The sequence below is a fragment of the Pseudoalteromonas sp. OOF1S-7 genome (genome assembly GCF_022347765.1).
In the GTDB taxonomy this organism is placed as follows: domain Bacteria; phylum Pseudomonadota; class Gammaproteobacteria; order Enterobacterales; family Alteromonadaceae; genus Pseudoalteromonas.
Genome location: NZ_JAKRFZ010000003.1, coordinates 377862 through 400558, shown reverse-complemented (window position 1 = coordinate 400558; position 22697 = coordinate 377862). Strand labels below are relative to the sequence as shown.

General features: G+C 51.8%; 15 protein-coding genes. 7 read left to right on the top strand and 8 right to left on the bottom strand.

The genetic code is table 11. The annotated features are described in order from the left end of the window. Positions 1-110 precede the first annotated feature (110 nt). The 3 genes from MHN33_RS06620 to MHN33_RS06610 all read left to right on the top strand — a co-directional run bounded on the left by MHN33_RS06620 (position 111) and on the right by MHN33_RS06610 (position 3559). Entirely contained in the window at positions 111-1217 is a 1107-nt protein-coding gene (locus tag MHN33_RS06620) for an MBL fold metallo-hydrolase (protein WP_239397225.1), read from the top strand. 257 nt (positions 1218-1474) lie between these two features. Continuing rightward, a complete protein-coding gene (locus tag MHN33_RS06615; protein WP_239397224.1) occupies positions 1475-2539 on the top strand; it encodes an acyltransferase in 1065 nt (354 codons plus the stop codon). A 144-nt stretch (positions 2540-2683) separates the two neighbouring features. Beyond that, positions 2684-3559 (top strand): AraC family transcriptional regulator, encoded by an 876-nt coding sequence (locus tag MHN33_RS06610; protein ID WP_239397223.1) that lies wholly within the window; start codon positions 2684-2686, stop codon positions 3557-3559. Here the strand turns inward: MHN33_RS06610 and MHN33_RS06605 are convergent. Together MHN33_RS06605 and MHN33_RS06600 are read right to left on the bottom strand one after the other, a co-directional pair. Further along, on the bottom strand, positions 3537-4988 hold the full coding sequence (locus MHN33_RS06605; protein WP_239397222.1) for a phosphomannomutase: 1452 nt from the start codon (positions 4986-4988) through the stop codon (positions 3537-3539). The two genes, MHN33_RS06610 and MHN33_RS06605, sit on opposite strands and share 23 nt — an antisense overlap. Beyond that, complete coding sequence (locus MHN33_RS06600) at positions 4975-6411, bottom strand: mannose-1-phosphate guanylyltransferase/mannose-6-phosphate isomerase (protein WP_239397221.1); 1437 nt, start codon at positions 6409-6411, stop codon at positions 4975-4977. Before MHN33_RS06600 ends, MHN33_RS06605 begins: the two co-directional genes overlap by 14 nt. A gap of 432 nt (positions 6412-6843) precedes the next feature. On the opposite strand from MHN33_RS06600, the gene MHN33_RS06595 reads away from it, so the two are divergent. Together MHN33_RS06595 and pbpC are read left to right on the top strand one after the other, a co-directional pair. Then, on the top strand, positions 6844-11349 hold the full coding sequence (locus MHN33_RS06595) for an MG2 domain-containing protein (protein ID WP_239397220.1): 4506 nt from the start codon (positions 6844-6846) through the stop codon (positions 11347-11349). 20 nt (positions 11350-11369) lie between these two features. Further along, positions 11370-13565 (top strand): penicillin-binding protein 1C, encoded by a 2196-nt coding sequence (pbpC, locus tag MHN33_RS06590; protein ID WP_239397219.1) that lies wholly within the window; start codon positions 11370-11372, stop codon positions 13563-13565. A gap of 170 nt (positions 13566-13735) precedes the next feature. Here pbpC and MHN33_RS06585 read toward each other — a convergent pair whose 3' ends face one another. The 6 genes from MHN33_RS06585 to MHN33_RS06560 all read right to left on the bottom strand — a co-directional run bounded on the left by MHN33_RS06585 (position 13736) and on the right by MHN33_RS06560 (position 20185). Further along, on the bottom strand, positions 13736-14110 hold the full coding sequence (locus tag MHN33_RS06585) for a hypothetical protein (RefSeq protein ID WP_046003528.1): 375 nt from the start codon (positions 14108-14110) through the stop codon (positions 13736-13738). A 135-nt stretch (positions 14111-14245) separates the two neighbouring features. Next, positions 14246-15454, bottom strand: coding sequence for an FtsX-like permease family protein (locus MHN33_RS06580; protein ID WP_239397218.1), 1209 nt, complete (start codon positions 15452-15454; stop codon positions 14246-14248). 10 nt (positions 15455-15464) lie between these two features. Continuing rightward, on the bottom strand, positions 15465-16799 hold the full coding sequence (locus MHN33_RS06575; protein WP_239397217.1) for an ABC transporter permease: 1335 nt from the start codon (positions 16797-16799) through the stop codon (positions 15465-15467). A gap of 141 nt (positions 16800-16940) precedes the next feature. Continuing rightward, positions 16941-18146 (bottom strand): FtsX-like permease family protein, encoded by a 1206-nt coding sequence (locus tag MHN33_RS06570; protein WP_239397216.1) that lies wholly within the window; start codon positions 18144-18146, stop codon positions 16941-16943. 9 nt (positions 18147-18155) lie between these two features. Beyond that, the gene (locus MHN33_RS06565; RefSeq protein WP_239397215.1) at positions 18156-19487 is read right to left on the bottom strand and encodes an ABC transporter permease; all 1332 of its coding nucleotides are present in this window, start codon (positions 19485-19487) and stop codon (positions 18156-18158) included. A gap of 8 nt (positions 19488-19495) precedes the next feature. Next, entirely contained in the window at positions 19496-20185 is a 690-nt protein-coding gene (locus MHN33_RS06560; RefSeq protein WP_239397214.1) for an ABC transporter ATP-binding protein, read from the bottom strand. A gap of 382 nt (positions 20186-20567) precedes the next feature. Between MHN33_RS06560 and MHN33_RS06555 the strand changes: the two genes are divergently transcribed. Both MHN33_RS06555 and MHN33_RS06550 read left to right on the top strand, forming a co-directional pair. Continuing rightward, a complete protein-coding gene (locus MHN33_RS06555; protein ID WP_239397213.1) occupies positions 20568-21062 on the top strand; it encodes a DUF1993 family protein in 495 nt (164 codons plus the stop codon). Positions 21063-21159: 97 nt separating this feature from the next. Next, positions 21160-22593: a hypothetical protein gene (locus MHN33_RS06550; protein ID WP_239397212.1), complete on the top strand. Its 1434-nt coding sequence runs from the start codon at positions 21160-21162 to the stop codon at positions 22591-22593. Positions 22594-22697: the final 104 nt, after the last annotated feature.

Here is a 22697-nt window from a genome sequence, read left to right as displayed (position 1 = left end):
CAGTTCCAGGCAGCCTGCTCGCTGAGCCCAAAAAAATGACACTTTATCGTTTACTTTTACACCAGAATAAAAGTAAACTACACAGTGTAGTTTACTTTTTGGTTCGCATAATGAAAAAGTGGTTTGTTATTTTTGCCATCGTGTTTGGCGCTGTTACAGGGGGCTGTTCTATGATCTCTAACCTTAATGCACACGTGCCTGCTCAGGATTATCAGTCTGAGCATTTTCAGGCAGGTCGGTTTCAAAATCTGCACCCAACCGAGCCTGCCAGCCTGCGTAAAACTTTAGCGATCACCTGGCGGTTTTTTACCGAAAGCAAAGTCGCCGCAGAGCCTAAGCAGGCCCTGCCGGTTACAACCTTAACCTGTGCTGAGCTGGATGCTTTACCAGATGTCGGCGTGCACATCATTAAACTGGGCCACTCTTCGGTATTACTCAAGGTGAATGGTGCGTACTGGTTGTTAGACCCAGTGTTCTCCGAGCGCGCCTCGCCCTTTTCGTTTATAGGGCCCAGTCGCTTCCATCAGCCGCCTATTTCGCTTGATGAGCTGCCTGCCATAGACAAGGTGCTGATCTCTCATAACCATTATGATCACCTCGATAAAGAGGCGGTCAAACGGCTCAATGCAAAAACACGTGAGTTTCTGGTACCACTGGGGGTTGAGGGTGATCTAACCCGATGGGGCATAGCAGCTGAAAAAATTCGCTCGTTTGACTGGTGGCAGGAACAGGTTGATCAGGATGTGATGATAGCGTTTACGCCCACTCAGCACTTTTCAGGCCGCGGCCTGAGTGACGCAAATCGCACACTGTGGGGATCCTGGGTCATTAAAACCGCCCACGAAAGTCTATATTTTAGCGGTGACTCTGGCTATTTCTCCGGTTTTAAGGACATTGGCGAGCGTTATGGGCCATTTGACTACACCCTGGTTGAAACAGGGGCCTATGATGCCGACTGGGCCGACATTCATATGACGCCCGAGCAAAGTGTGCAGGCACACCTGGACCTGCGCGGCAAAATCATGGTCCCGATCCACAACGGCACCTTTGATCTGGCATTTCACAGCTGGTATGACCCGCTGGAGCGTGTACTCAGCGCCGCACAGCAACAAGGTGTGGTGCTCAACACACCAACGCCCGGAGAAGTCATCACCATCAACCAGGCCTATTTAAATCAAGCCTGGTGGCAATCTTTACTGGCGCAAGTTAGCCGCTGATGACAACACATTACCCTTGCCAGCAGCACGGCGATATTTTATGTCGTGCCGCTGGCAAGGCGTCCTGGACACCCTATTTCTGTGAATTCATAGCCACACGCATTGGCGTCCGTTCGCGCTCCATGTATCTGTCTACATACCGACTACCTCTCAAAAGTATGAAAATGTTTCATGCGCATTTGTGGCTAATTTATAGACAACCCGCCCACCTCTCTTTCATCATAGCTGCCACGATAAAAATAATAAGGAGTGCAGTTATGACACAACGCGTATATGAACTGGACCTGCTGCGTTTTATCTGTGCACTGGGGGTGGTGATTTTTCATTACACCTATACAGGCCATATGGAAGGGTTTGCCCCGATTGCCGACTTTGAGGCGGTCCGTGAAGTCACCCGCTATGCCTACATGGGCATTAACTTTTTCTTTGTTATCAGTGGTTTTGTGATCCTAATGAGTCTGCAAGGACGCACACTTAGCGCATTTTTAAGCGCGCGATTTATTCGGCTTTATCCTGCCTACTGGGCAGCGCTAACAGTGACTGCACTGGCCACTTTGCTCTGGGGTGGAGAGGTATTTACCGTCACACTTGGCCAGTACCTGACAAATCTGACCATGGTACAGGAAGCTTTTTCCGTTACATCGCTGGATAGCGCCTACTGGACACTGTATATCGAACTCAAGTTTTACTTCTGTATGGTCTTGCTTGTTGCATGCAGGCTTATGCCCTATCTTAAAGCCATACTGGCGCTGGTCCTGACGGTCAGTATACTTGCGCTGTTTTTACCCTGGAGCAGCAATATCAATATGTTTGTGGCGATGTTTCCGCACTGGAGTGGCTACTTTGCCTGCGGTTGTGTGTTTTATCTAGTGCGTCGTGACGGATTAGAATGGCAGGGTGTCGGGTTGCTGCTGTTATCGCTGGCATATATGCTGACGCAATCCATGCTGTTCGGCGCACTGATGCAAAGCTGGTTCAATGTCCCCTTCGATAGACTCACCATTGCCTTTATTAATGGCCTGTTCTTTGCGCTGTTGTGTCTGACCAGCCAGGTCAGGCGACACCCATTCAGGTTCCGTGCCTGGTATTATCTGGGTGTATTAACCTACCCCTTATATCTGCTTCATCAGCACCTGGGTTACATGCTGTTTAACCGTTTTGGTACCGAACACAATATTGCCATTCTGGTCATACTCACCACACTCGGAATGATAGTGCTCGCCGGACTGCTCCACTATGGGGTTGAAAAACCCGTGACGCGCTGGCTGACACGACGCGCCAAAAACCATGCCCAACCCGGGCAGATGACTCATCAAGCTTAATGACTGGAGCTACGCTTTATAGCGCGTTGCAAGTGCGCAAACATTATCAATCCACCCTGACATAAGCTCAGTTTCGTCGCCAACAACGCCAATCTGCACCGGCGGGTGCTAGACTGACTTATAAACCAAAGCGAGAAAAACAACATGACAACACGTGCTACCACACTCAACCACTATCAGCAGCGCCTGCTGCGGGTGATTGACTATATGTATGACCATGTTGACCAGGATCTGGATGTGAACACGCTGGCCGATGTGGCCTGTATGTCTTGCTACCACTTCCACCGTATTTTTCGTGAGTTTATGGGTGAAACGGTTAACGCCACAGTCAGGCGGATGCGTTTGTTAAAGGCGGCATCTTACTTAGTTCGCAGCACGCTGACGCAGCAGCAGATAGCCAGGCGGGTAAACTATGGCAGTGTTGAAGCCTTTAACCGGGCATTCAGCCGTCACTATGGTATGACGCCCAATCAATTTCGCCAGCAACAACAAGGCGAGTCGCTGCAAAGCGCTGCGTTTTATCCGGCTCAACCACAGGAGTACAACATTATGTATCAGGTAGAACAAACGCAACAAAACGCACTGACACTGATTGGCCTTGCCCATCAGGGCGATTATATGCAGATCGGCAAAACCTTTGAAAAACTTGGGATGATGGCAGGCAGTGTGGGGCTTATCAATGAGCAAACCCGCTACTTTGGCATTTATTACGATGATCCGCAAACGGTGGAACAAACCAACCTCAGAGCCATGGCATGTATTACGCTAACACCTGGCACTGAATTCGACCAGGACACCTTTGAAACCGTCACCATTCCGCCAGGTAAGCTGATCTCACTGACCTTTAAGGGCGATTACAGCGAACTGGAACAACCCTATAACTGGTTGTTTGGCCAATGGTTGCCGCAAAGCGGCCTGGAACTGGTCGACTTTCCGCCGTTTGAGGAATATCTGAATGATACCCGGGACACAGCGCCACAAGACTTGCTGACTCGAATTAACTGCCTGGTAAAGGCATAGACAAACGCTGCGCCAGCGCACCTAGCATTGTACTGACCAGTTCTTCCGCCTGCTGCTGCGAGGATGCCTCGGCATAACAGCGCAGCTCAGGCGCATTGCCCGATTGCCGCAAATGTACGATGCGCTCTGCGTCCAGCGCAAAGCGCACTCCGTCCAGCGTGCTCAGAACCCGGGGCACAGCGTTGCACGATACCACTTCAGCCAGCCACTGCGGCTGCTCAGACAATGCCAACAGAAGCCCTGCTGAACTGGCTTTTTCCACCCCCTGTAAGCGATCACTGGCGGTAAAACACCGTTCATATTGGCAGCACAGCTGAGCCAGCGTAATATCGCACTGTTTGAGCAGTGACAGAATGGCCAGCAGTGGCAGTAATGCATCCCGGGTCGGCAGACGTTCAATGACTTTGCCATGGATACTGATGTCTGAGCCCAGTAAAAAGCCGCCATTGGCTTCAAATCCGGCGACCGCGCGGTATTGCTCTGTCAGTGTAGAGAGTTGCTCAATGACATAGGGCGACCCTATCCGTGTGCGCTGCACCGCCTTAAACTCACCACAGTGTTCCAGTGAAGAATTACAGTTCAGTGGCACACTCAGCGCCTCAATGCCCAAAGCTTTGGCGCACAGCAAACCCAGAATATCCCCTCTGAGCCAGCGTCCCGAGTGATCCGCTATCATAGGTCGGTCTCCGTCGCCATCGGTGCTAAAGAGCAGATCCAACTGATGCTCCGCGCACCAGTGCCGGGCCTGTACTTTGTCCTGCTCGCTGAGCGCCTCTGTATCAACCGGGACAAACGTATCGCTGCGCCCCAGACACTGGACCTGAGCACCCAGTGCTTGTAACACTGAGACATATATATCGCGCCCGGCACTGGTGTGCTGATACACGCCTATGGTCAGCCCCGCACACAAATCAGCCGGGAACGCATCCAGCATACGCGCCACATAAGGTAAGCGGATAGTGTCGTCGGGCGTGGGCAGTGGTTGTATCTCAAACGATTGCGGGACAGCGTGGGCAGCCAGTATGGCCGCTTCATCGGTTTTGTCTATTTCACCCTGGGGGTGATAAAACTTGAGTCCGTTGCGATCATGGGGGATGTGACTGCCGGTCACCATCACCGCAGCCATCCCATGTCGCTGCGCGTACAGGGCCAGTGCGGGCGTTGGTAACACCCCGGCAAAGTGCACTTTGATGCCCAGTGCACTTAACGCACTGACACAATATTGTGCAATCTGGGGGCTGGAGGGGCGATTGTCCATGCCTAACACCACTTCACCGAATCCGTAGCGCGCTTGCAGTTGCCCGGTCATTGCGAGCATAAAAGCCTGACATACTTCGGCGCTAAACTGGCTATTTAGTCCTCTGGCACCACTGGTGCCAAACTGAATACCACTTTGAGCAATCAACTGCGCACAATTAGCGGACGTCATGCGTCCCCCGGGTATAATCATCCTCAAAGCGGATTATGTCATCCTCACCCAGATAGCTGCCCGACTGTACTTCTATCAGCTGTAAATCGACTTTGCCCGGATTGCTGAGTCGGTGTACCACCGTTGCGGGGATGAACACCGACTGATCTTCACTCAGTAAACGACGCTCGTCGCCAATTTCAATGTGTGCCGTACCAGACACCACCACCCAGTGCTCAGCCCGATGATAATGCAGCTGACGCGATAAACTGTGTCCGGGCCGCACAGTGATCCGCTTGACCAAAAACCGCTCGCCCCGATCAACAATGTCATACTTACCCCAGGGCCGATACACTTCCCGATGCTCAGTCACCTCACTCAGCGCACGGCTTTTCAGCTCATCCACCAGCGTTTTAATCGTCTGGCTCTGACTGCGATGGGCCACCAGCAGCGCATCTTTGGTATCTACTACCACCAGATCCTGCACGCCGACCGTTGCCACCAGCCGCTCCTGCGCCAGCACTAAGTTATCCCGTGTATTGAGCGCTGTGACATTTCCTATGTGGGCGTTATTGTGGGTGTCTTTGTCCAGAGTCTGCCACAGGGCCTCAAAACTGCCAATGTCATTCCAGTTCGCATTCATCGGCACCACGGCGGCATGCCGGGTATGTTCCATCACGGCATAATCGATTGACTCAGACGGCGCAGCCAGGAAGGCCTCCCGATTGACGCGAATAAAATCCAGATCCGGCTGCGGTGCGGCCATCGCCTGTTCACAGGCTTGCACAATATCGGGCCGGTACTTGGCCAGCTCGTTAAGATAATCACTGGCTTTAAATAAAAATAAGCCGCTGTTCCAGAGGTAATTGCCTGCCGCCAGGTAACGCTCGGCGACCTCGGCATCAGGCTTTTCAATAAACGCCGCCACCTCGGCGCCCAGAGTATGTCCCGGGTCATGCCCAATCGGTGAGCCGCACTGTATGTATCCGTAGCCTGTGTGTGCGCAGTCAGGGGTGATACCAAAGGTCACCAGATTACCCCTGTTCGCCAGCGCCAGTCCCTGTTTAATACTGTGTCGAAATGCCGTAACATCGCCAATAAAGTGATCAGACGCCAGTACCAGCAAAATCGGATCTTCGCCATTTTTGCGCGCCTGGAGTGCTGCCAGTGCTATTGCGGGTGCGGTGTTGCGCCCCTCAGGTTCAAGTATGATCCCACCAGCCTGATAGCCGATGGTGCGCATTTGCTCCGCACAAATAAACCGGTGCGCCTCGTTACAGATCAATAGCGCAGGCTGATGACTGTCTGGTTCCAGCCGCAGTAGTGTTTCCTGCAGCAGGGTATATTCGGATCCCAGCTGTAAAAACTGTTTGGGGTAACATTCACGCGACATGGGCCACAATCGGGTTCCGGATCCACCACACAAAATAACCGGTAATATCATTTTTACTCTGCCCCTGACACCTTTCGTGCCCCTGTTATACCAATTTGCTTAATTAAGTGTTCTATTTTGAGGCGAGAAAATATGGTCGATAACAAGGCAAAAATTTTGCTATTTAGTTATTCTAAATAAGAAATTTTTAACGCCGTTAGCGTCATATTTGCTCCTTCAAATTGAACAGGTATTAAGTGAAATTGGTATTAAGCCAAACCAATCCGCCATTTTACCCGCAGAACATCCAGTGGGGCAATGGCTGACGCTTCACCTACGATTCACGCTCATGTACTACACTATTTTATCGCAGTATTGGCCTTCGGATAGCAACCCAAATGTATGATATGATAGTGCGATGCCATTACTGGCGATGGCAGCAATGGCGCCCAAGGAAATACCCACAACCCAGCTGCACCACGTGCAGGTCGAAGGAGCTTTAACATGTCGGGCAAGATCCCCTTTCACCCCATTACCCTGTTTGTGTTGTTTTTTGCGCTTATGCTGCAAGCGATTATTCAGGCTCAGGCCAAAGTGATGCAGCAACCGAAACTGGCCATTGTTGGCTCGGGGCCGCTGGTGGCAAAGGGTGCCAGTCAGTCCATTCCTATCACCTATGAACACATTGATGCGGTGGATGTAGAGTTACTGCGCCTCAATAGCCCCCATGATTTTCTCAGTCGCTATTACCTGACGGACAAGCTCTATCCCAGTTCACTGGACAGACTGCAATACACCTACGACAGTGTCTTTGCCGACCGTTTTACCCTGCCGTCCGCGTCTAAAACAGGCATCCAATCGGCCCGCTTACCTATCCCGAAATCGCTGCCAAGCGGTTGGTACATCATCGTCCTGAAAGCGCCGGGCATGTTTGACGATTTGCAGGCAAAACACCTCTTGCTGACCGACTTGGGCATCCAGGCAAAGGTGTTTAAGCAACATGCCAGTTTCCAGGTAAATCGCTTGTCTGACGGCTTGCCCGTCACAGGTGCTAAGGTCAAAGCCTACCGTAAGCATGAATTACTGCGCGAAGCCAAAACCGATAAACAAGGCGCGGTGCATTTTGATATCACCCTGAAGCGCGACGACATCATTGTCGCTCAGTACGGCGAGCAGGATGAGGCAGAGCTGGCGCTGCTGCCGATTAAAGAAGTGCCACTGGATCTGTCGGATCACCCCATTGGCGGCCGCCCCTATCAGGAGCGAGAAGTCTACATTTACAGTAACCGGGATTTGGTCAAACCGGGCGAAACCTTGCCCCTGAACCTGCTGTTACGCGATGCCGATGGCGTCGCGATTGAAGATCAACCCGTTACGCTGACCGTCACCAATCCCTTACAGGAGGAGATACTTCGCGAGCAGCTAACCCCAAGTGTCGGCGGCTTTTATAGCAAACGCCTGCATACCGGCAGCAGCTGGCCAACCGGGCGCTACAAAGTCGCGGTGATGCTCGACCCGACCGCCCAGTCTGCAATCGGCCACTTTGAATTTCAGCTGGAAGAATTTGTGCCTGAGCGCATGGACTTAACCTTCAGCGGACAACAGCCTTTTGTCGCTGCGGGCACCTCCATGCCCTTGTCGGTACAAGGGCGTTACCTGTTTGGCAGCCCGGCGGCTGGCAACACCTTAAAGGCAAGCCTGGTCCACCATAGCGTGCGACATTATCCCGGTCCCTACGCCGCATTTTTTGTCGGTGAAGACTTTTACCTGAGCAACCGCTTTCAGACACTGCCTGATCAGCAATTGTCTGAGCAGGGCACACTGGCGCTGAGCCTGCCAACCGTGTCTGCCGACACGCTAAAAAGCCCGGTAAAAACCCAGGTAAATTTAAGCTTGCTGGAGTCCGGCGGCGCGGCCGTGCAACGTCAGCTTAGCTATACCAGCTGGAAACCCAGAGCGCTGCCCGCGGTGAAGCCCGCACAAACGGAATTTAAATACGCCACCGACGCTGAGTTTGAACTGGCCCTGCTGAGCCCGGATGGCCAGCAATTAACAAGTGGTGAGCTGGAGGTAGAGCTCAGTTACGATCAGGGCCGTTACTTCTGGTTTTACGAGGAAGGCATAGGCTGGCGTCGCCAGTCTCAGCCGCAGTGGCGCAGTGAAGCTAAACAGACCGTGAGCGTGAACCAAAACACCCATACCGTGCGCTTCCCGGTCGACTGGGGGAACTACCGCCTGACGGTAACAGATGTCAGCAGCCAGATAAAAACCGTTTATGACTTTTATGCCGGCTGGTATCGCGGTTACCAGCAGCTCAAGGCCAAGCCTCAACACCTGTCAATCGTACTTGATAAAAGCAGTTACCGGGCCGGTGAGGTGCTCGCCGTCGAGCTGGACGCTCCTGCAGATGGTCAGCTACAGCTGGCGCTGGAAAGCGACAAAATGCTGTGGACACAAAGCCAGTCGGTGCGCAAAGGGAAAACCACGCTGCGTGTGCCTTTAGACAAAACACTGGCCCGTCATGACCTGTATCTCAGTGCCACCTTACTCAGTGGTCAATCCAGCACTTTGCAACGCCACTTTGGCATAGTGCCGGTCACTCTGGCGCGCGAAGACCGCGAGCTGGCACTTAGCCTGACCCTGCCAGATAAAATAGCGCCCCTCAAACCACTCACGGTCGAGATCCAGACCGATGGTGTGGCCCAGGCGCAGGCAGATCAGAGCTGGGTTACCCTGTCTGTTGTGGATAAAGGGATCCTCAATCTGAGCCGCTATTACCCGGTCGACCCGCATCATTACCTGTTTAATCAGCGCCGTTATGGCGGCGATGTGATCGACTTATATTCACGTCGTTATGATAACCGTCCCGATCCGTTTGCACAGTCCCGCTTTGGCAGTGACAGCAATGCACGCAGCGATAACCGCAATGACAATCTGGTCGAAAGTAAAACCGTGATCCTGATGACCCGACCGGTGCAGCTGATTGACGGTAAAGCCAGTATTACAGTCGACATGCCTGATTATAATGGCGAAGTACAAATTGTCGCGACCGCTTTCAACCCCACTCAGGTGGGCCATAAAGTTGCTACCCGCCCGGTCAGCGCGCCTGTTATCGCAGAGCTCAGCGTGCCACGCTTTTTGGTCCCGGGTGACGAAACCGCCGTCACGCTGGATTTGCATAACGTCAGCGGTCAGGCGCAGGCGCTGTCGGTCACACTCACGCCCACTGGCCCCGTGCAGTTTACGCAAGACAGTACCTTTACACTGACTCTGGAAGACCAGGCGCACTGGAGCCAGACCATGCGCCTGATGGTTGCAGATTCCCCCTTGTCGCAAACCGCAAGCGTCCACATTGCGCTGCAAGGCACAGAGATAACACAGTCGCGCAGCTGGTCGGTGCCCGTCAAAGCCATTGAGCCGCAGCTGGTGCAGGCGAGCAGCATGATGCTCGCCCCCGGGCAAACGTATCAGTTAACACCGGCGCTCTGGCAAGGGTTACACGTCGATGCAGCGGATGCGGGGACTTTGTATGCCAGTCATACGCCCAGATTACCAGTTAAAGAATATGCCACCGCATTACGTGCCTATCCGTATGGCTGTGCGGAGCAAACCACCAGTAAAGCCTGGCCGTTTTTGCTCAAACACCCGCAACTTGACGGCTTGTTGCAGCAGGCACTGCAAGCGCGCCCCGGCGAGACACAACAATTTGACGACCCGCGTACCTTAGTAAGCCAGGCAGTACAACGACTAAAGACCATGCAAAAACCCAGTGGCGGTTTTGCGCTGTGGGATAGCCAGGGTGCAGAGCAACCCTGGCTAAGCGCCTATGTCACCGAGTTTTTGACCCAGGCACATGCCGCCTTCCCGGGCACTGTACCGCAAAGTATGCTGAATCGCGCCCACTACCGTATGCTCAGATACACGCGCGATAACACAGTCGATGACCTCAGTCAGGATGCCTATGAGGCAACGGCGGCAAAAAGCTTTGCCGCTTATCTTGCCAGCCAGCGTGGCCAGATCAGTTACAGCGATCTGGAGTCGCTGCGGATAACCGAGTACCCGTCGCGGTTAAGCCTGCTCCATATGGCGTCGGCACTGGCCGATGTGGGGGCAACTCAACAGGCTGCGGCGCTGCTCAGACAAGCCAGTACGACAAGCCGCAGCGAAGACTATTTTGCCGACTATGGTTCGGCGCTGCGTGATGATGCCCAGTCTGCCCAGGTACTGGCCAGGCTGGCAAAACACCGCGCGTTGCGCTCACAATCCCGTGCATTGCAAACCAGCTTACTCGAAAAGTTGCCCGATCAGGCACTTAAAACCTGGCTGAGCACCCAGGAGCGCGCCGCACTACTGCGCATCGCGGTTGAGGTGAGCCAGGCTAACCCAAGCCGTCCGGTACAACTGGAGATCAATGGCGCGCAGCAGCAACATCCGCAGGTGATAAGCCATGCACTTGCGCAATCGATGGCCATCAAAAACCCAACTGATGAGCCGGTGTATGTGCAACTGATGGCCAAAGGCCGCCTCAAACTGGACGCCAGTATTGCCAACGAAATTAGCCCATTCAACACGCTGGATACCAAGCGTATGCTCAGACGCTTGTTTGACTTGAACGGACAACCGCTGGATAAATCCCGCTTCGAAGTTGGAGAACGCGTGGTGGTTGTGCTGGATGTCCAAACCAAAGAGCCGGTACCAGATGCCCTGCTAATTGAACGCATTCCGGCCGGGTTTGTTCTGGAGAACCCGGCGCTGATGCAAGGCTTTCCAGTGTCGCAATTGCTCCCCGAGCATGTCACGCTGGCAACCACAGAGCACACAGAATATCGCAATGACCGTTTTGTGGCGGCACTGGGGCTTAGCACCCGCAAATACCAGTTTGCTTATGTCCTGCGCGCCGAAGTGCCCGGCGTTTATCAGGTGCCGCCGAGTTATCTTGAATCCATGTACCGGCCTCATAAACATGTGATTTACTGGCAATATCCCTATCAGCTGGAGGTCGTGCGCTGAGATGTCTGGCAAACTAAACTATGTATGTGATTAACGCGCTGCGGCCGCAGCGCCTTGGTCGCATAACGCACTTTGCTGCGGCGCTGGTGGGATTGCTCCTGTTACTGCTGTGGCTGGATTGGCGATATCCACTGCCACAGCCCTATCCGGATGGGCCCGCCACTGTGGTCACGGCCCGCGACGGACAACAACTGCGCGCCTTCAGTGATGATCAGGGGGTCCACCGCTATCAGATAACGCTGGCAGACGTCGATCCGTTTTATCTGAAGGCCTTACTCGATTACGAAGATCGCTGGTTTTACTACCATCCCGGCGTTAATCCGCTGGCGCTGTGCAGAGCCTTATGGCAATGGCTGGCGCATGGTCGGGTCATTTCCGGTGGCTCTACCCTCAGCATGCAGGTTGCACGGCTGCTTGACCCGCACGAACGTTCCATACCCGGCAAGCTGAAGCAAATTTTCAGGGCCGTCCAACTGGAATGGCACTACAGCAAATCTGAGATCCTCACTTTGTATCTCAACCTCGCCCCCTTTGGCGGCAATATAGAAGGCGTCGAGGCGGCCTCACGACGTTACTTCAATAAGCCTGCAAAGTCCTTGTCTATTAACCAGTCTGCTTTGCTGGTTGTACTGCCACAAAAACCTTCGCACAACCGCCCGGACCGCTATCCCGAGCGCGCCCGGGCAATGCGCAATAAGGTACTCAGACGCCTGGCCGACAGCCAGCTGGTCAATACTGAACAACTGGTGCTTCTGAGCCAGGAGCCGGTGCGTTTATCAGCACCTTCACAGCCCCCTCTGGCGCCCCTGTTAAGCCGTCGCTTAAAGCGTCAGTACCCCACTTCGCATGTGATCCGCACGACTTTGGACCATGACTTACAACAGCGTCTCAGCCAGCTGCTGGCCAATACTAAGCAAAGATTAACGGGCAAAAGTTCGGCCGCGGTGCTGATCGTACATAATCAGCATGCCGAAGTACTGGCCTATCAGGGGTCGGTTGATTTTAGCGATGACAGTCGCTTCGCACATGTTGATATGATCCGGGCTGTACGCTCACCGGGTTCAACACTGAAACCCTTTATTTACGGGCTGGGGCTGGATCTGGGCTTGATCCACAGTCAGAGCCTGATGAGCGATATTCCGAGCGACTTTGACGGATACAAGCCGCAAAATCTCAACGGCCGCTTTAGCGGTGCGGTAAGTGTCACCAAAGCACTGCAACACTCCCTCAATGTACCGGCTATTCAATTACTGCATCGCATCGGTGCCGCGCGCTTTGAGCAGCAGCTCAGTCATGCCAAAGTGGCACTGCATCATCAGGATGCCAACCTGGCGGTCGGACTGGGTGGCACCGGGATCGAGTTAATCGAGCTGGCACGGCTCTACCGCGCCCTGGCCAGCCAGGGCCAGGTGCAGGATTTATCGCTTGTTGAAAACGACCCTCGCTATCCGAGCCCGGCATTTTCTTTGCTGTCTCCTGCTGCCAGCTGGATCACGTTTGAGATGCTAAGCCAGCTGTCGGCACCGGATCGGGTGGTCCCCAGCAACCGCCGCAAGATTGCCTGGAAAACCGGAACCAGTTATGGCTATCGGGATTTCTGGTCGGTCGGTGTCAGCGCTGACTACACCGTGGCTGTCTGGGTCGGCCGACCCGATGCCAGCCCGGTGGTCGGGTATTTGGGGGCCACACGCGCCGCCCCTTTAATGTTTGATGTGTTTGATTTACTGCCTGCGGATACCCGCAGCCTGACAAGGCCCGCGCAAGTTGAGCCCGTACAGATCTGCTGGCCGGGTGGGCTGGCACGTCTGGATACGCCTGATGACGCCTGTCACACGCAACTCTCAGCCTACACCCTCAATGGCATGACACCGCCAACCATGCACAGTCAGGGGAGTTTTATCACTGAACCTGGCTGGCCTGCTGAGCTTGCAAACTGGCAGGCCCTAAACAATGCGCCCGTGAAACAACCGGACCACATGCAGATCCGCATCGCTGCACCGCGCAGCGGTCAGCATTATTACCGGCAACAGGTTTCGGCGATCCCCCTGAGCGTATCGGGTGTTGGCAGTGAGCACGCAGAAGCGGTGCGCTGGTATGTCAACCATGCACCGCATAATTCAACAACTCTGGCACTGTCTGAGTATCAGGGCAAGGTGGTCATCACGGCGTGTGTTGCACAGCAGTGTGACCAGCAGCATATCGTGGTGCACCCTTAAGTAACAACATATCGTGGTGCCCCTTAACTGAAACCAGTGACTGCATGGCGGTTTTTAGATAACCCACCACGGTGTGTAAATCGACCAGACGTTGCTGGGCTTCCTCTTTGCTGACCCTAAGCAGTGTGACCAGCGCCTTATCGTTTGTGGGCATCATTAAAAGAGAACAGTTACTGCATGGCGGTTTTTAGATAGCCCACCACAGTATGTAAATCGACCAGGCGTTGCTGGGCTTCCTCTTTGCTGATCCCCTGAATGGCCTCATAATCATCAAGAAAAATAGCACTGTCATAATCCCCCGTGCTGGCGTTTCTGACATACACCAGTACGTAACAGTAGCGTAAAATTGAATCCAGATAGCGGAAAAATTCGATGTCGTCAGCACTGAGTTCAGGCTTTACTCCACTGCCGAGCCGGTTAATAAACACCTGCTTAACATAAACACTTTGCTCTCCGCTGGTATACTTAACAACACCGTAACAGCCATTGTTATTTATTGATTCAGTGAAGATATCTGCGACTGGTAGCAAGCCTGGCTGATGCATAATCTCGTTCCTGATAACATTAGTTTCATATAATGTTAGAACAAAATTACAAAATGACTATAAATTGACATGAATAATCCCCAAAAGTGTCCGAAATACCCTTTTGGGGAAAATATAATCTAATGACCGTAGGCCTCAAACGCTGCGTGTTGCCAGGGCCGGTGACACCCTGGCCGCCATCCAGGCAGGCTGACACACAGCCAGCTGACCCACGATGAGGATCACCCCCCCTACCTGAAGCAAATACATTACCGGGACCGGCGCCATATCAAAGTGATTCACCAGCTGCACATTGGCGAGCAGCGCGCACAGCACGCCCAGCGTTATACCGATAAAGGTGACTATAGCGTTCTCCGTCATACAGTAACGTAAGATGTCTGCTCTGCTGGCACCTAAGGCTCTGCGCGTACCGATCTGCTTGCGACGTTTAACAATACTAAAACGAGCCTGGCCAAATATCCCCAGGAGCGTCAGTAACACCAGTCCTGCAATCACCCAGTATAAGATTTTAATGGCCGCCCTCTCAGACTTGAACTTTTCCTGGCGGATCTGTTGATAATCCAGCAGTCGGTCCAGCTGGCGGCCGGGGGTTTTCAGTAAAAATTTCGCCACATCTAATTTGGCCTGCTCGCGCTGTCCGGGCATTGCCCGCACCAGTATCTTATAGTTGTTACCTATACTTCGCAGCGGCGCTAACACCGTATTATGGTGCGAATACCAGTCAGGCCATACCGACTTCAGTTCTTTGACTATGCCCTTCACCAGCACCGGCTTGTAATCAAGGTAAACCGTTGTACCCAATATTGCGCGCCAGTCATCCGGGTAATACAACTCGGCAAATCCTTTGGAAACCACAGCGTGTGTTGGATCAGCACTAAAATCTATCGAGTCCAGGATCTCTCCTTCGCTGGGCCCCTCTCCCGCAATGAGCTCCAGCCCCATCGTCGCAACGGCATGCTCATCGCCGGTGTAATAGCCGGTATAAATGTTCATGTCTTCTTCGGTCGGCCCTAACCCCGTCGCTACATAACTGCCCCAGTTGCTCAATGGAAAGGCATTCACCACAGTGACATTTTCAACACTCGGTAAGTTACGAATGTCACGCAGATCTTGCTTTACCAGCGCAATCATTTCCTCCGCCTGATTACTCTGCACATTGGTCTCAAGCGTAAACACGACGTCTTCATCCAGACCACTTGGCTCAACTAACATCGCCTCTTTTTGAATGATCAGGTAGAGCGCATTGACCAAAATGGTAAAGGTCACCGCTATTTGTAAAATCAGTAACAAAGGGGCCGATTTTGCCCGCCACAGAGTACTTAGAATGGGCTTTAAATCCTTCATTGTGTGACTCCTATTGGCTTTTAAGCTGAGCTGAGGGTTGGATCTGCGCAGCCCGATAAATAGGCCATAACCCAAATAACATGCTGCTAAACACCGCCAGTACCACAGTCAGCACAGCCAGCGCTGTGGTCATTTGCATTAAGCCATCGGGTAAATGTGCAAAAATATCGGCGGTTACGCGCAATCCCAGCTGAGCTAATGTCAGCCCTAAGACACCACCCAAAATACCTATCAGCACCGTCTCGCAGCCAAACTGTACGGCAATATGCTGTTTGCTGGCACCAACCGCTCTGCGTAAACCCACCTCGGCGCCTTTGCCATAAAACTTAATCAACATCAGGCCCATACAGTTGAGCAGGCAGGCAATCAAGAAGGCAAACGCCAGCCACACCGCGATCCGATCATCGTCCTCGATTACGTGGTCTTCGATAAGCGATTCATTGATATCAAAAAGCTCGCTTGGTTTTTCCCGGGCAAAGCGTCCGCCTTTTTTTTGTTCCTGGGCGTAGGCGTTGATATAGTCGGTATAATCGTCGCGCTGCGTCGCTTGTTCCAGCTCTACCCAGTAACGGATCCAGACACACTCTGAAGCCAGGAAGCTTTCCAGTGTGCCATCATCCAGAGCGGTCCAGCATCGCCAGCTCATTTCCCCTTTTGACAACAAGTTGTTGTTGACCTGAAACTGAAAAGGCGTAAACAAAGGATACGGCAAATTATGCGCACGGTTTGGCCCCTGAAAAACCTGCGGGAGTGGTGCCCAACTGTCAATGACCCCGACAACCCTCACCAGGTGCGGGCCAACGAAAATATGCCGACCAACGGAATTTGCACCGCCAAACAGACGGTCGTTAGTTTGCTTGTCCAGTATCACCAGCGCGGCGCCTTTTTTATCTTCGCTGTCGGACCATGGGGAACCAAACAAAAAAGGCACATCGAAAATTTCAAAAAAATCGTTGTTGACGGAGTTAAAGCGCAGCATTTTGGCTTCTTTTTCGGTCTGCTCTTCGCTGCGAACCATGCTTTTATACATGACCACCGCGCTCTGATGCAGGCCTTTGCCGTCCTCCAGCAAGTTTATGGTATCCATGTAGGTCATCATCGGAGGGAGCATTTCTTCCCCTCTGGACAACTGATAGGCCTTGTCCGGGCTCCAGCTATTCAGCCGCACAGAGAAAACCCGATCACTTTTTTCCGGTAAGGGGTCTTTTGCCATCATAATGCTCACGGTGGAGGTGATCATAGTGGCCGCGATACCCATGGCAATCGTGCCAATCATCAAAATACTCAGTAGCGGCGTCTTTTTAAGACTGATCCAGGCGAGTTTAAAGTAGTAACCAATCAACATTTCCACCGCCTCCGGATAGCACAGAGAGGAGCCAAAAAAGGTACAAACAAGTTTGGTCGAATTGAAATTAATCGCATACCTATTCCTTTATTGTTTTAATATATTTCCTTTACTCTGGGGTCACCTCATGTGACCCCAGCTTTACACACTGCGTGTTGCCAGCGCAGGCGAAACACGTGCCGCCTGCCAGGCTGGCTGAATTACCGCACATTGACCAGCCAGCAGAATAGCCAGTGCACCTACTAATAGATAATCCGCAGGAACCGGCATCAGGCCAAAGTAGCTCACCAACTGAGTATTTACCAGTACGGCACAGACCATACCGATAACCACCCCAGTCAGAGTCACTATCAGATTCTCCAGCAGGTAGTAACGCAATATCTGTAACTGGTTAGCGCCCAGGGCGCGTCGGGTACCAATTTGCTTGCGGCGCTTGAGAATCGCAAACCGAGCCTGGCCAAAAATAGCCAGCATGGTCAGCAGTAACAAGCCAATCAAAACCAGCTGCAGGGTTTGCAGTTCAGCCACATCCGTCCGGTAACTTTCCTCTCGGGTCTGACTGAAAGGTTTTAACTTATCTATTTGTCTGCCGGGCGTCATCAGCAGTCGCTCTTTCACATCAAGCATGGCCTTTTCAAGCGAGCCCGACTGTGCTTTTACCATAATGCCCACTTTGTCCCGGACTTCAAACACAGGCGACAATACCGCGTGATCAAACAATCGCCAGAAACTCCACACCGCCTTTAGGTTGTCGATTACCCCGATCACTTGCTGTGGCTCACCCTGAACGTACAGTGTCTTACCGAGCACATCTCGCCAGTTGTCAGGATGTAATGTTTGTGCAAGTGCCTTGGAGACCAACACTTTGCCACCCGACGGGGCACCAAAAAACGAATGTGTGACATCGCTTTTTTCAAACCACTGTCCGGCGATCAGTGCCAGCTCCAGGGTATCAAGACTGTCATAGTTGCTACCATAGTAACCGCTACTGGTGAGCTTATCTTCATCTGCGGGCCCATAGCCAATGTCAACCGAGCGACCAAAGCCACTCAGTGGCACGGAAGTCACGGGTATTGCATTAGCGACACTGTCCAATTGCTTGATGTCTCGGATCACCTGCTCAAACTCTGCAACCTGAGCTAGCTCTTTTTCCTGCAAATTGATAAACAAAGAGAATACCTGGGATTCATTCAAACCACTGGGGGCTGTCACTTTATGATGTTTTTGCGTCACCATATAGACCGCATTGACAAATATGGTAAAAGTCACTGCAATTTGAAGTATCAATAGCAATGGCGAGGTCTTACTACGCCAAAGGGACTTAAGAATAACTATAAAATCCTTCATCACTTACCCCTACAAACTCTTGAGTTGGCTGGATGGCTGGATTTGTGCAGCGCGATAAATAGGCCACAGACCAAACAAAACACTGGTTACAATGGACAGTAAGATGGTCATTAGCACAATCTGCAGGTCCATTTGCATAATACTGGCGTTGAGGTGAGAGAAAATTTGCTGTACCAAAACCAGGCCAAGCTGCGCAAACATCAGTCCAAGTACACCTCCAAGCACACCAATTAAAAAGGCCTCACACAGAAACTGCCAACAGATGTCGTGACGACTGGCGCCAACAGCGCGCCGCAATCCTATTTCACTGCCTTTGCCATAAAACTTGGTCATCATCAGACTCATACAGTTGAGTAAGCACGCCAATAAAAAGGCAAATGCCAGCCACACGGCCATGTCATTTTCGTTGCTCAGTACCTCTGCCCAGCGTAAGTATTCATCAATGGTAAATAAGCGACTCAGATTTTCTCTGGCGAAGCGACCTGCCGACTTTTGCTCATCTACATAGGCGTTAATGAAATCCATGTAGTCCGCCCTGTCTTTTGCCGACTCCAGCTCAACCCAGTAAAACAGCCAGATACAATCCGAGGTGATGAAGTCACTAAACGCGACATCTTCAATATCCTGCCAGCACGCCCAGGTGACATCACTGCGGGAGAAGATCTCCTGGTTTATCTGGTATTGTAGTGGCACAAACAGATCATGAGGATCATGATATGCCTGTGACGACAAGTAATAAAATCTTGGAATAGGAAACCAGTCGTCCATGACACCGACAATTTGCAGCAAGGACTCACCCAACACAATGTGGTGGCCTACCGAGTTCACCCCGTCAAACAATTCGTCGTTCAGTGCTTTGGTGATCACCACAACCTGATTGCCCGCACTATCATCCTGTTCGGACCAGGCACTACCGTACAAAAAAGGCACTTCAAACATAGAAAAGAAGTCATTATGTGTGGTACGTACCATCCGCATCTGCGCATCACGACGATTTTGTTGCTCTGCCCGGCTCATACTTTTAAACAAACCAATGGCTGTTTCTTGCTGCGCTTTAGCGGTCGTTTTGAGGTTCTGGGCATCCCGATAGGAGATCATGGCAGGGATCTCTTCTCGTCCATCAACCACCTTATATGGCTGTTGCGGACCCCAGGCGCTTAACTGCACGGTAAAAATTCGATCACTTTTGGCTGGTAAAGGATCTTTGGTCATCATATAACTTACGGTGTAAGTCACCATAGCTGCGGCAATACCCAAAGCAATAGTGCCCACCATTAGCACGCTTAGCAGAGGTGTTTTGCGTAAGCTAAGCCATGCCAGCTTAAAATAATAACTGAGCATACTTGTTCCTAGGCAATCGCTTGCTCTGGCGTGTGGCGCTCGCTCAGGACACCATCTTTGATTTCTATGATCCTTTGGGCCTGACTGGCCTGCACTGTATCGTGCGTCACCATCAGAATACTGGTGCCTTTCGCGTTGATATCTTTGAGCAAAGACATGATGCCATCTGCCATTTTCGAATCCAGATTACCGGTTGGTTCATCCGCCAGCAAAAATGCCGGACTGCCGGCCAGTGCGCGAGCGATGGCAACGCGTTGCTGCTGCCCACCGGACAGCTGCTGCGGGTAATGATCTTTGCGACTTGCCAGGCCAACTTGTTGCAAAGCATCCATTACACGCTGTTTACGCTCACCGGCACTGAAGCTGCGGTAACGCAATGGCATTTCCACATTATCGAACAGGTTAAGCTCAGGGATCAAATTAAACCCTTGAAAAATAAATCCGATTTTTTCATTTCGTAAGCGTGATTTTTGCTTATCTGACAGCCCAGTGACATCGTTACCATCGAGCAAATACTGACCTTCACAATACTCTTCCAGCAATCCTGTAATATTCAGAAAGGTCGTTTTGCCAGAGCCAGACGGACCAATAACAGCGACAAACTCTCCCTGCTGGACTTCCAGGTCAAAGGGTTGCAGCGCTTGGGTTTTTACCGTATCCGTGTAATAAGCCTTCGCTAGTTTTGACATTTTAAGCATAAAATTTCCTTATGAATTGTCTTTATTCTTGTAAATCGGAAGCCTGTGTCCTTCTCACTATGACAGACTCTTCCAAAAAGCGCCTGTCCGCGGGACATCACGCTGGCGGCTAGGCAGGCTTGAGTCTAAAATTAAGTCCATGCGCAATTTACCAGCGGACTCCAGAAGGTACACAAAAAACCATTTAAAGTCACGTTTTTTAAACGTTCCATTAAACTAATGGTAGCGTTGATTTTATCTACTACATTTGTTGTAGGTGTTTGAAAATAATACTTAAGCACCGCTTTGAATCTGGCTGTTTGTTAATATTAATAAAGCGCTCACTGCCAGCAACGGAACAAATAATTTTAAGTACATATTGATTTATCTGAACGAGGGAAACATGAGCCAAATTATTGAGCCATTTATACACTATCTGAACCAGATGCGCGCTATGATGCAGCGCGACGAGATTACTGAAGATTTGCTGATGCAGCGGCTGTGCCCAGACATGTTTCCTCTGCATCAACAAATCTCTACTGCCGCCGCACTGTCGCTCCGCTGCTGCTGCCCGCTATTCAACAAAGAAGTAAGCAACTTTAAGCGCCCGACAATCAGTATCAGCGATTTGCAACAAGAGCTGGACGACACCATAGACTATCTGGAACACTTAAGGAGCGATCCCTGGGAATCGATGCCTGCTAGCATCACGTTTGTGGCTGGTTTCGCCAACCACACTCTGGAGCCCGAAAAATACTTCCAGTTCTACGCCTGGCCCAACTTTTTATTCCACTTTTCCATGGCCTACGCGATATTACGTGCCGCCGGGCTACCATTGAGTAAAGGAGACTTTGATGGTTTTCATCGTTATCCCGCTGGCTTTTCTTTCCCTTCCTGAGCAGGCTAACGCCTGCCGCTGAAGTTTTGCTGTTTTAAAGTTCCGCATTTTGCTGCCGATATGTGTCTAACTTTAAGTAACAAGGATACGGTTATTTATGAAGCTTCACTTTCACAGCTCTCTCCGCCTGGCAGAACACAGCAATCAACCCCAAACCAATCGCGTCACACTCTCCCGCTCTGCACATAGTCAGGACCCGGCTCACTCAGTCATTGTCGAAAAGGGGGCACCACTGACCGATCCTCACCTCAAAGCGTTACTACCAGACTCACCACATCGTGCATCTCCTCCTTTTATCTACCCGGGACCCAGTGCACAGCTCTCTGACTATATTGGCTTTAAGCGCTACCATATTGTCAGCCAGCAAAACGGCGAGACTGAGCACAGCCAGCTCAGCACACATTATGCATATGGCGATCTAACCGATACGGATGATATCAACGCATTTCTGGCTCAACTTGACCGCCTGCCACCCGAGCAGAGAAATAAGCTGGAGCACATCAAGCCCAGTAAATCTCTACTCGCCATTGCAGAGCGCCTGGATGACGAAGCACTATCCCGGCTAGCAGATATCTTGATAGACGCAGGGAGCACACCTATTTTTACAGAGCAAAGACGTCATGAGGTACCAGAACAACTCATTGATGTACTTGCCTCTTTGTCAGATGACGTGCTTGGAGATACCATCCAGACCCTTGCCAGTCTCCGTGAACAAGGCGAAAGCTATCGCGCTCCCCGCTCCCCAGCAGGCGTTGATGAACATGGCCACGAGCGCATCATGCTTGTTTCTTATGATCAGGACAAACACTGGAAATACAAGCTCGCCCAAGCGCCCAAAACACTCGAGTTGATGCACGCTTACAGTGACTTGTTGATCAGCGGTAAATTTAAGGGAGACGATCTGAGTACCCTGAATACCCATCTGCAACAAAGCGACTTTTCACAAAGTCGCGGCATACTCGATATGGCCACCGTCATTAAACCGTTCGAAAAGCGCAGTATGCTGGAGATGCTGGACGCCGCAGATAAAGACAGTGCAACGAATGTGTTTGCCTACCTGAGTCAGCAAGTTGACCTGTCAGCACACCGCCAGTATTACCAGACAGAGAAAAACGAAATGGTGGTGCAACAGGATCAACCTCCCAGTGAATCTGATCGCAGGCGCCTCTATTCAGACATTCTCACCGCGTATGATGAATACGGGCTGGGCTGGATCAACGACGCATTGGCGCATGTGGCTGATACCCCGCCGCAAATACAGCGACAACTCTGGACGCAACTACTCGCTGATGCCGAACAGTTCGAGGAACAGTTTATTCGTTCAGATGCCCTGCAAAGCTGGACAGAGCAAGCACTCAGCCCGCTCTTACAGGCCTTCCACAATAGACAAATTGTGGCCATCCGCGAATTTAACAGTGAACGTGAAGTACCCGATTATCTGGGAAAACTGACCTATTTTGGTCGGATGCACCCGGCCACAGAGCAATCTAGCCCCGCAGTGACGGGCCCCGCCGGCAGTGCAAGCCCTTAATCTTGAAAGTGAGTACAAAGTGCACCCGTTGCTTTCCAGCGACGAGTGCATTATTTGTTTATCTGCCTCACAGCCTAAAGGTTGCAGCCAAATCTAATTAGGAT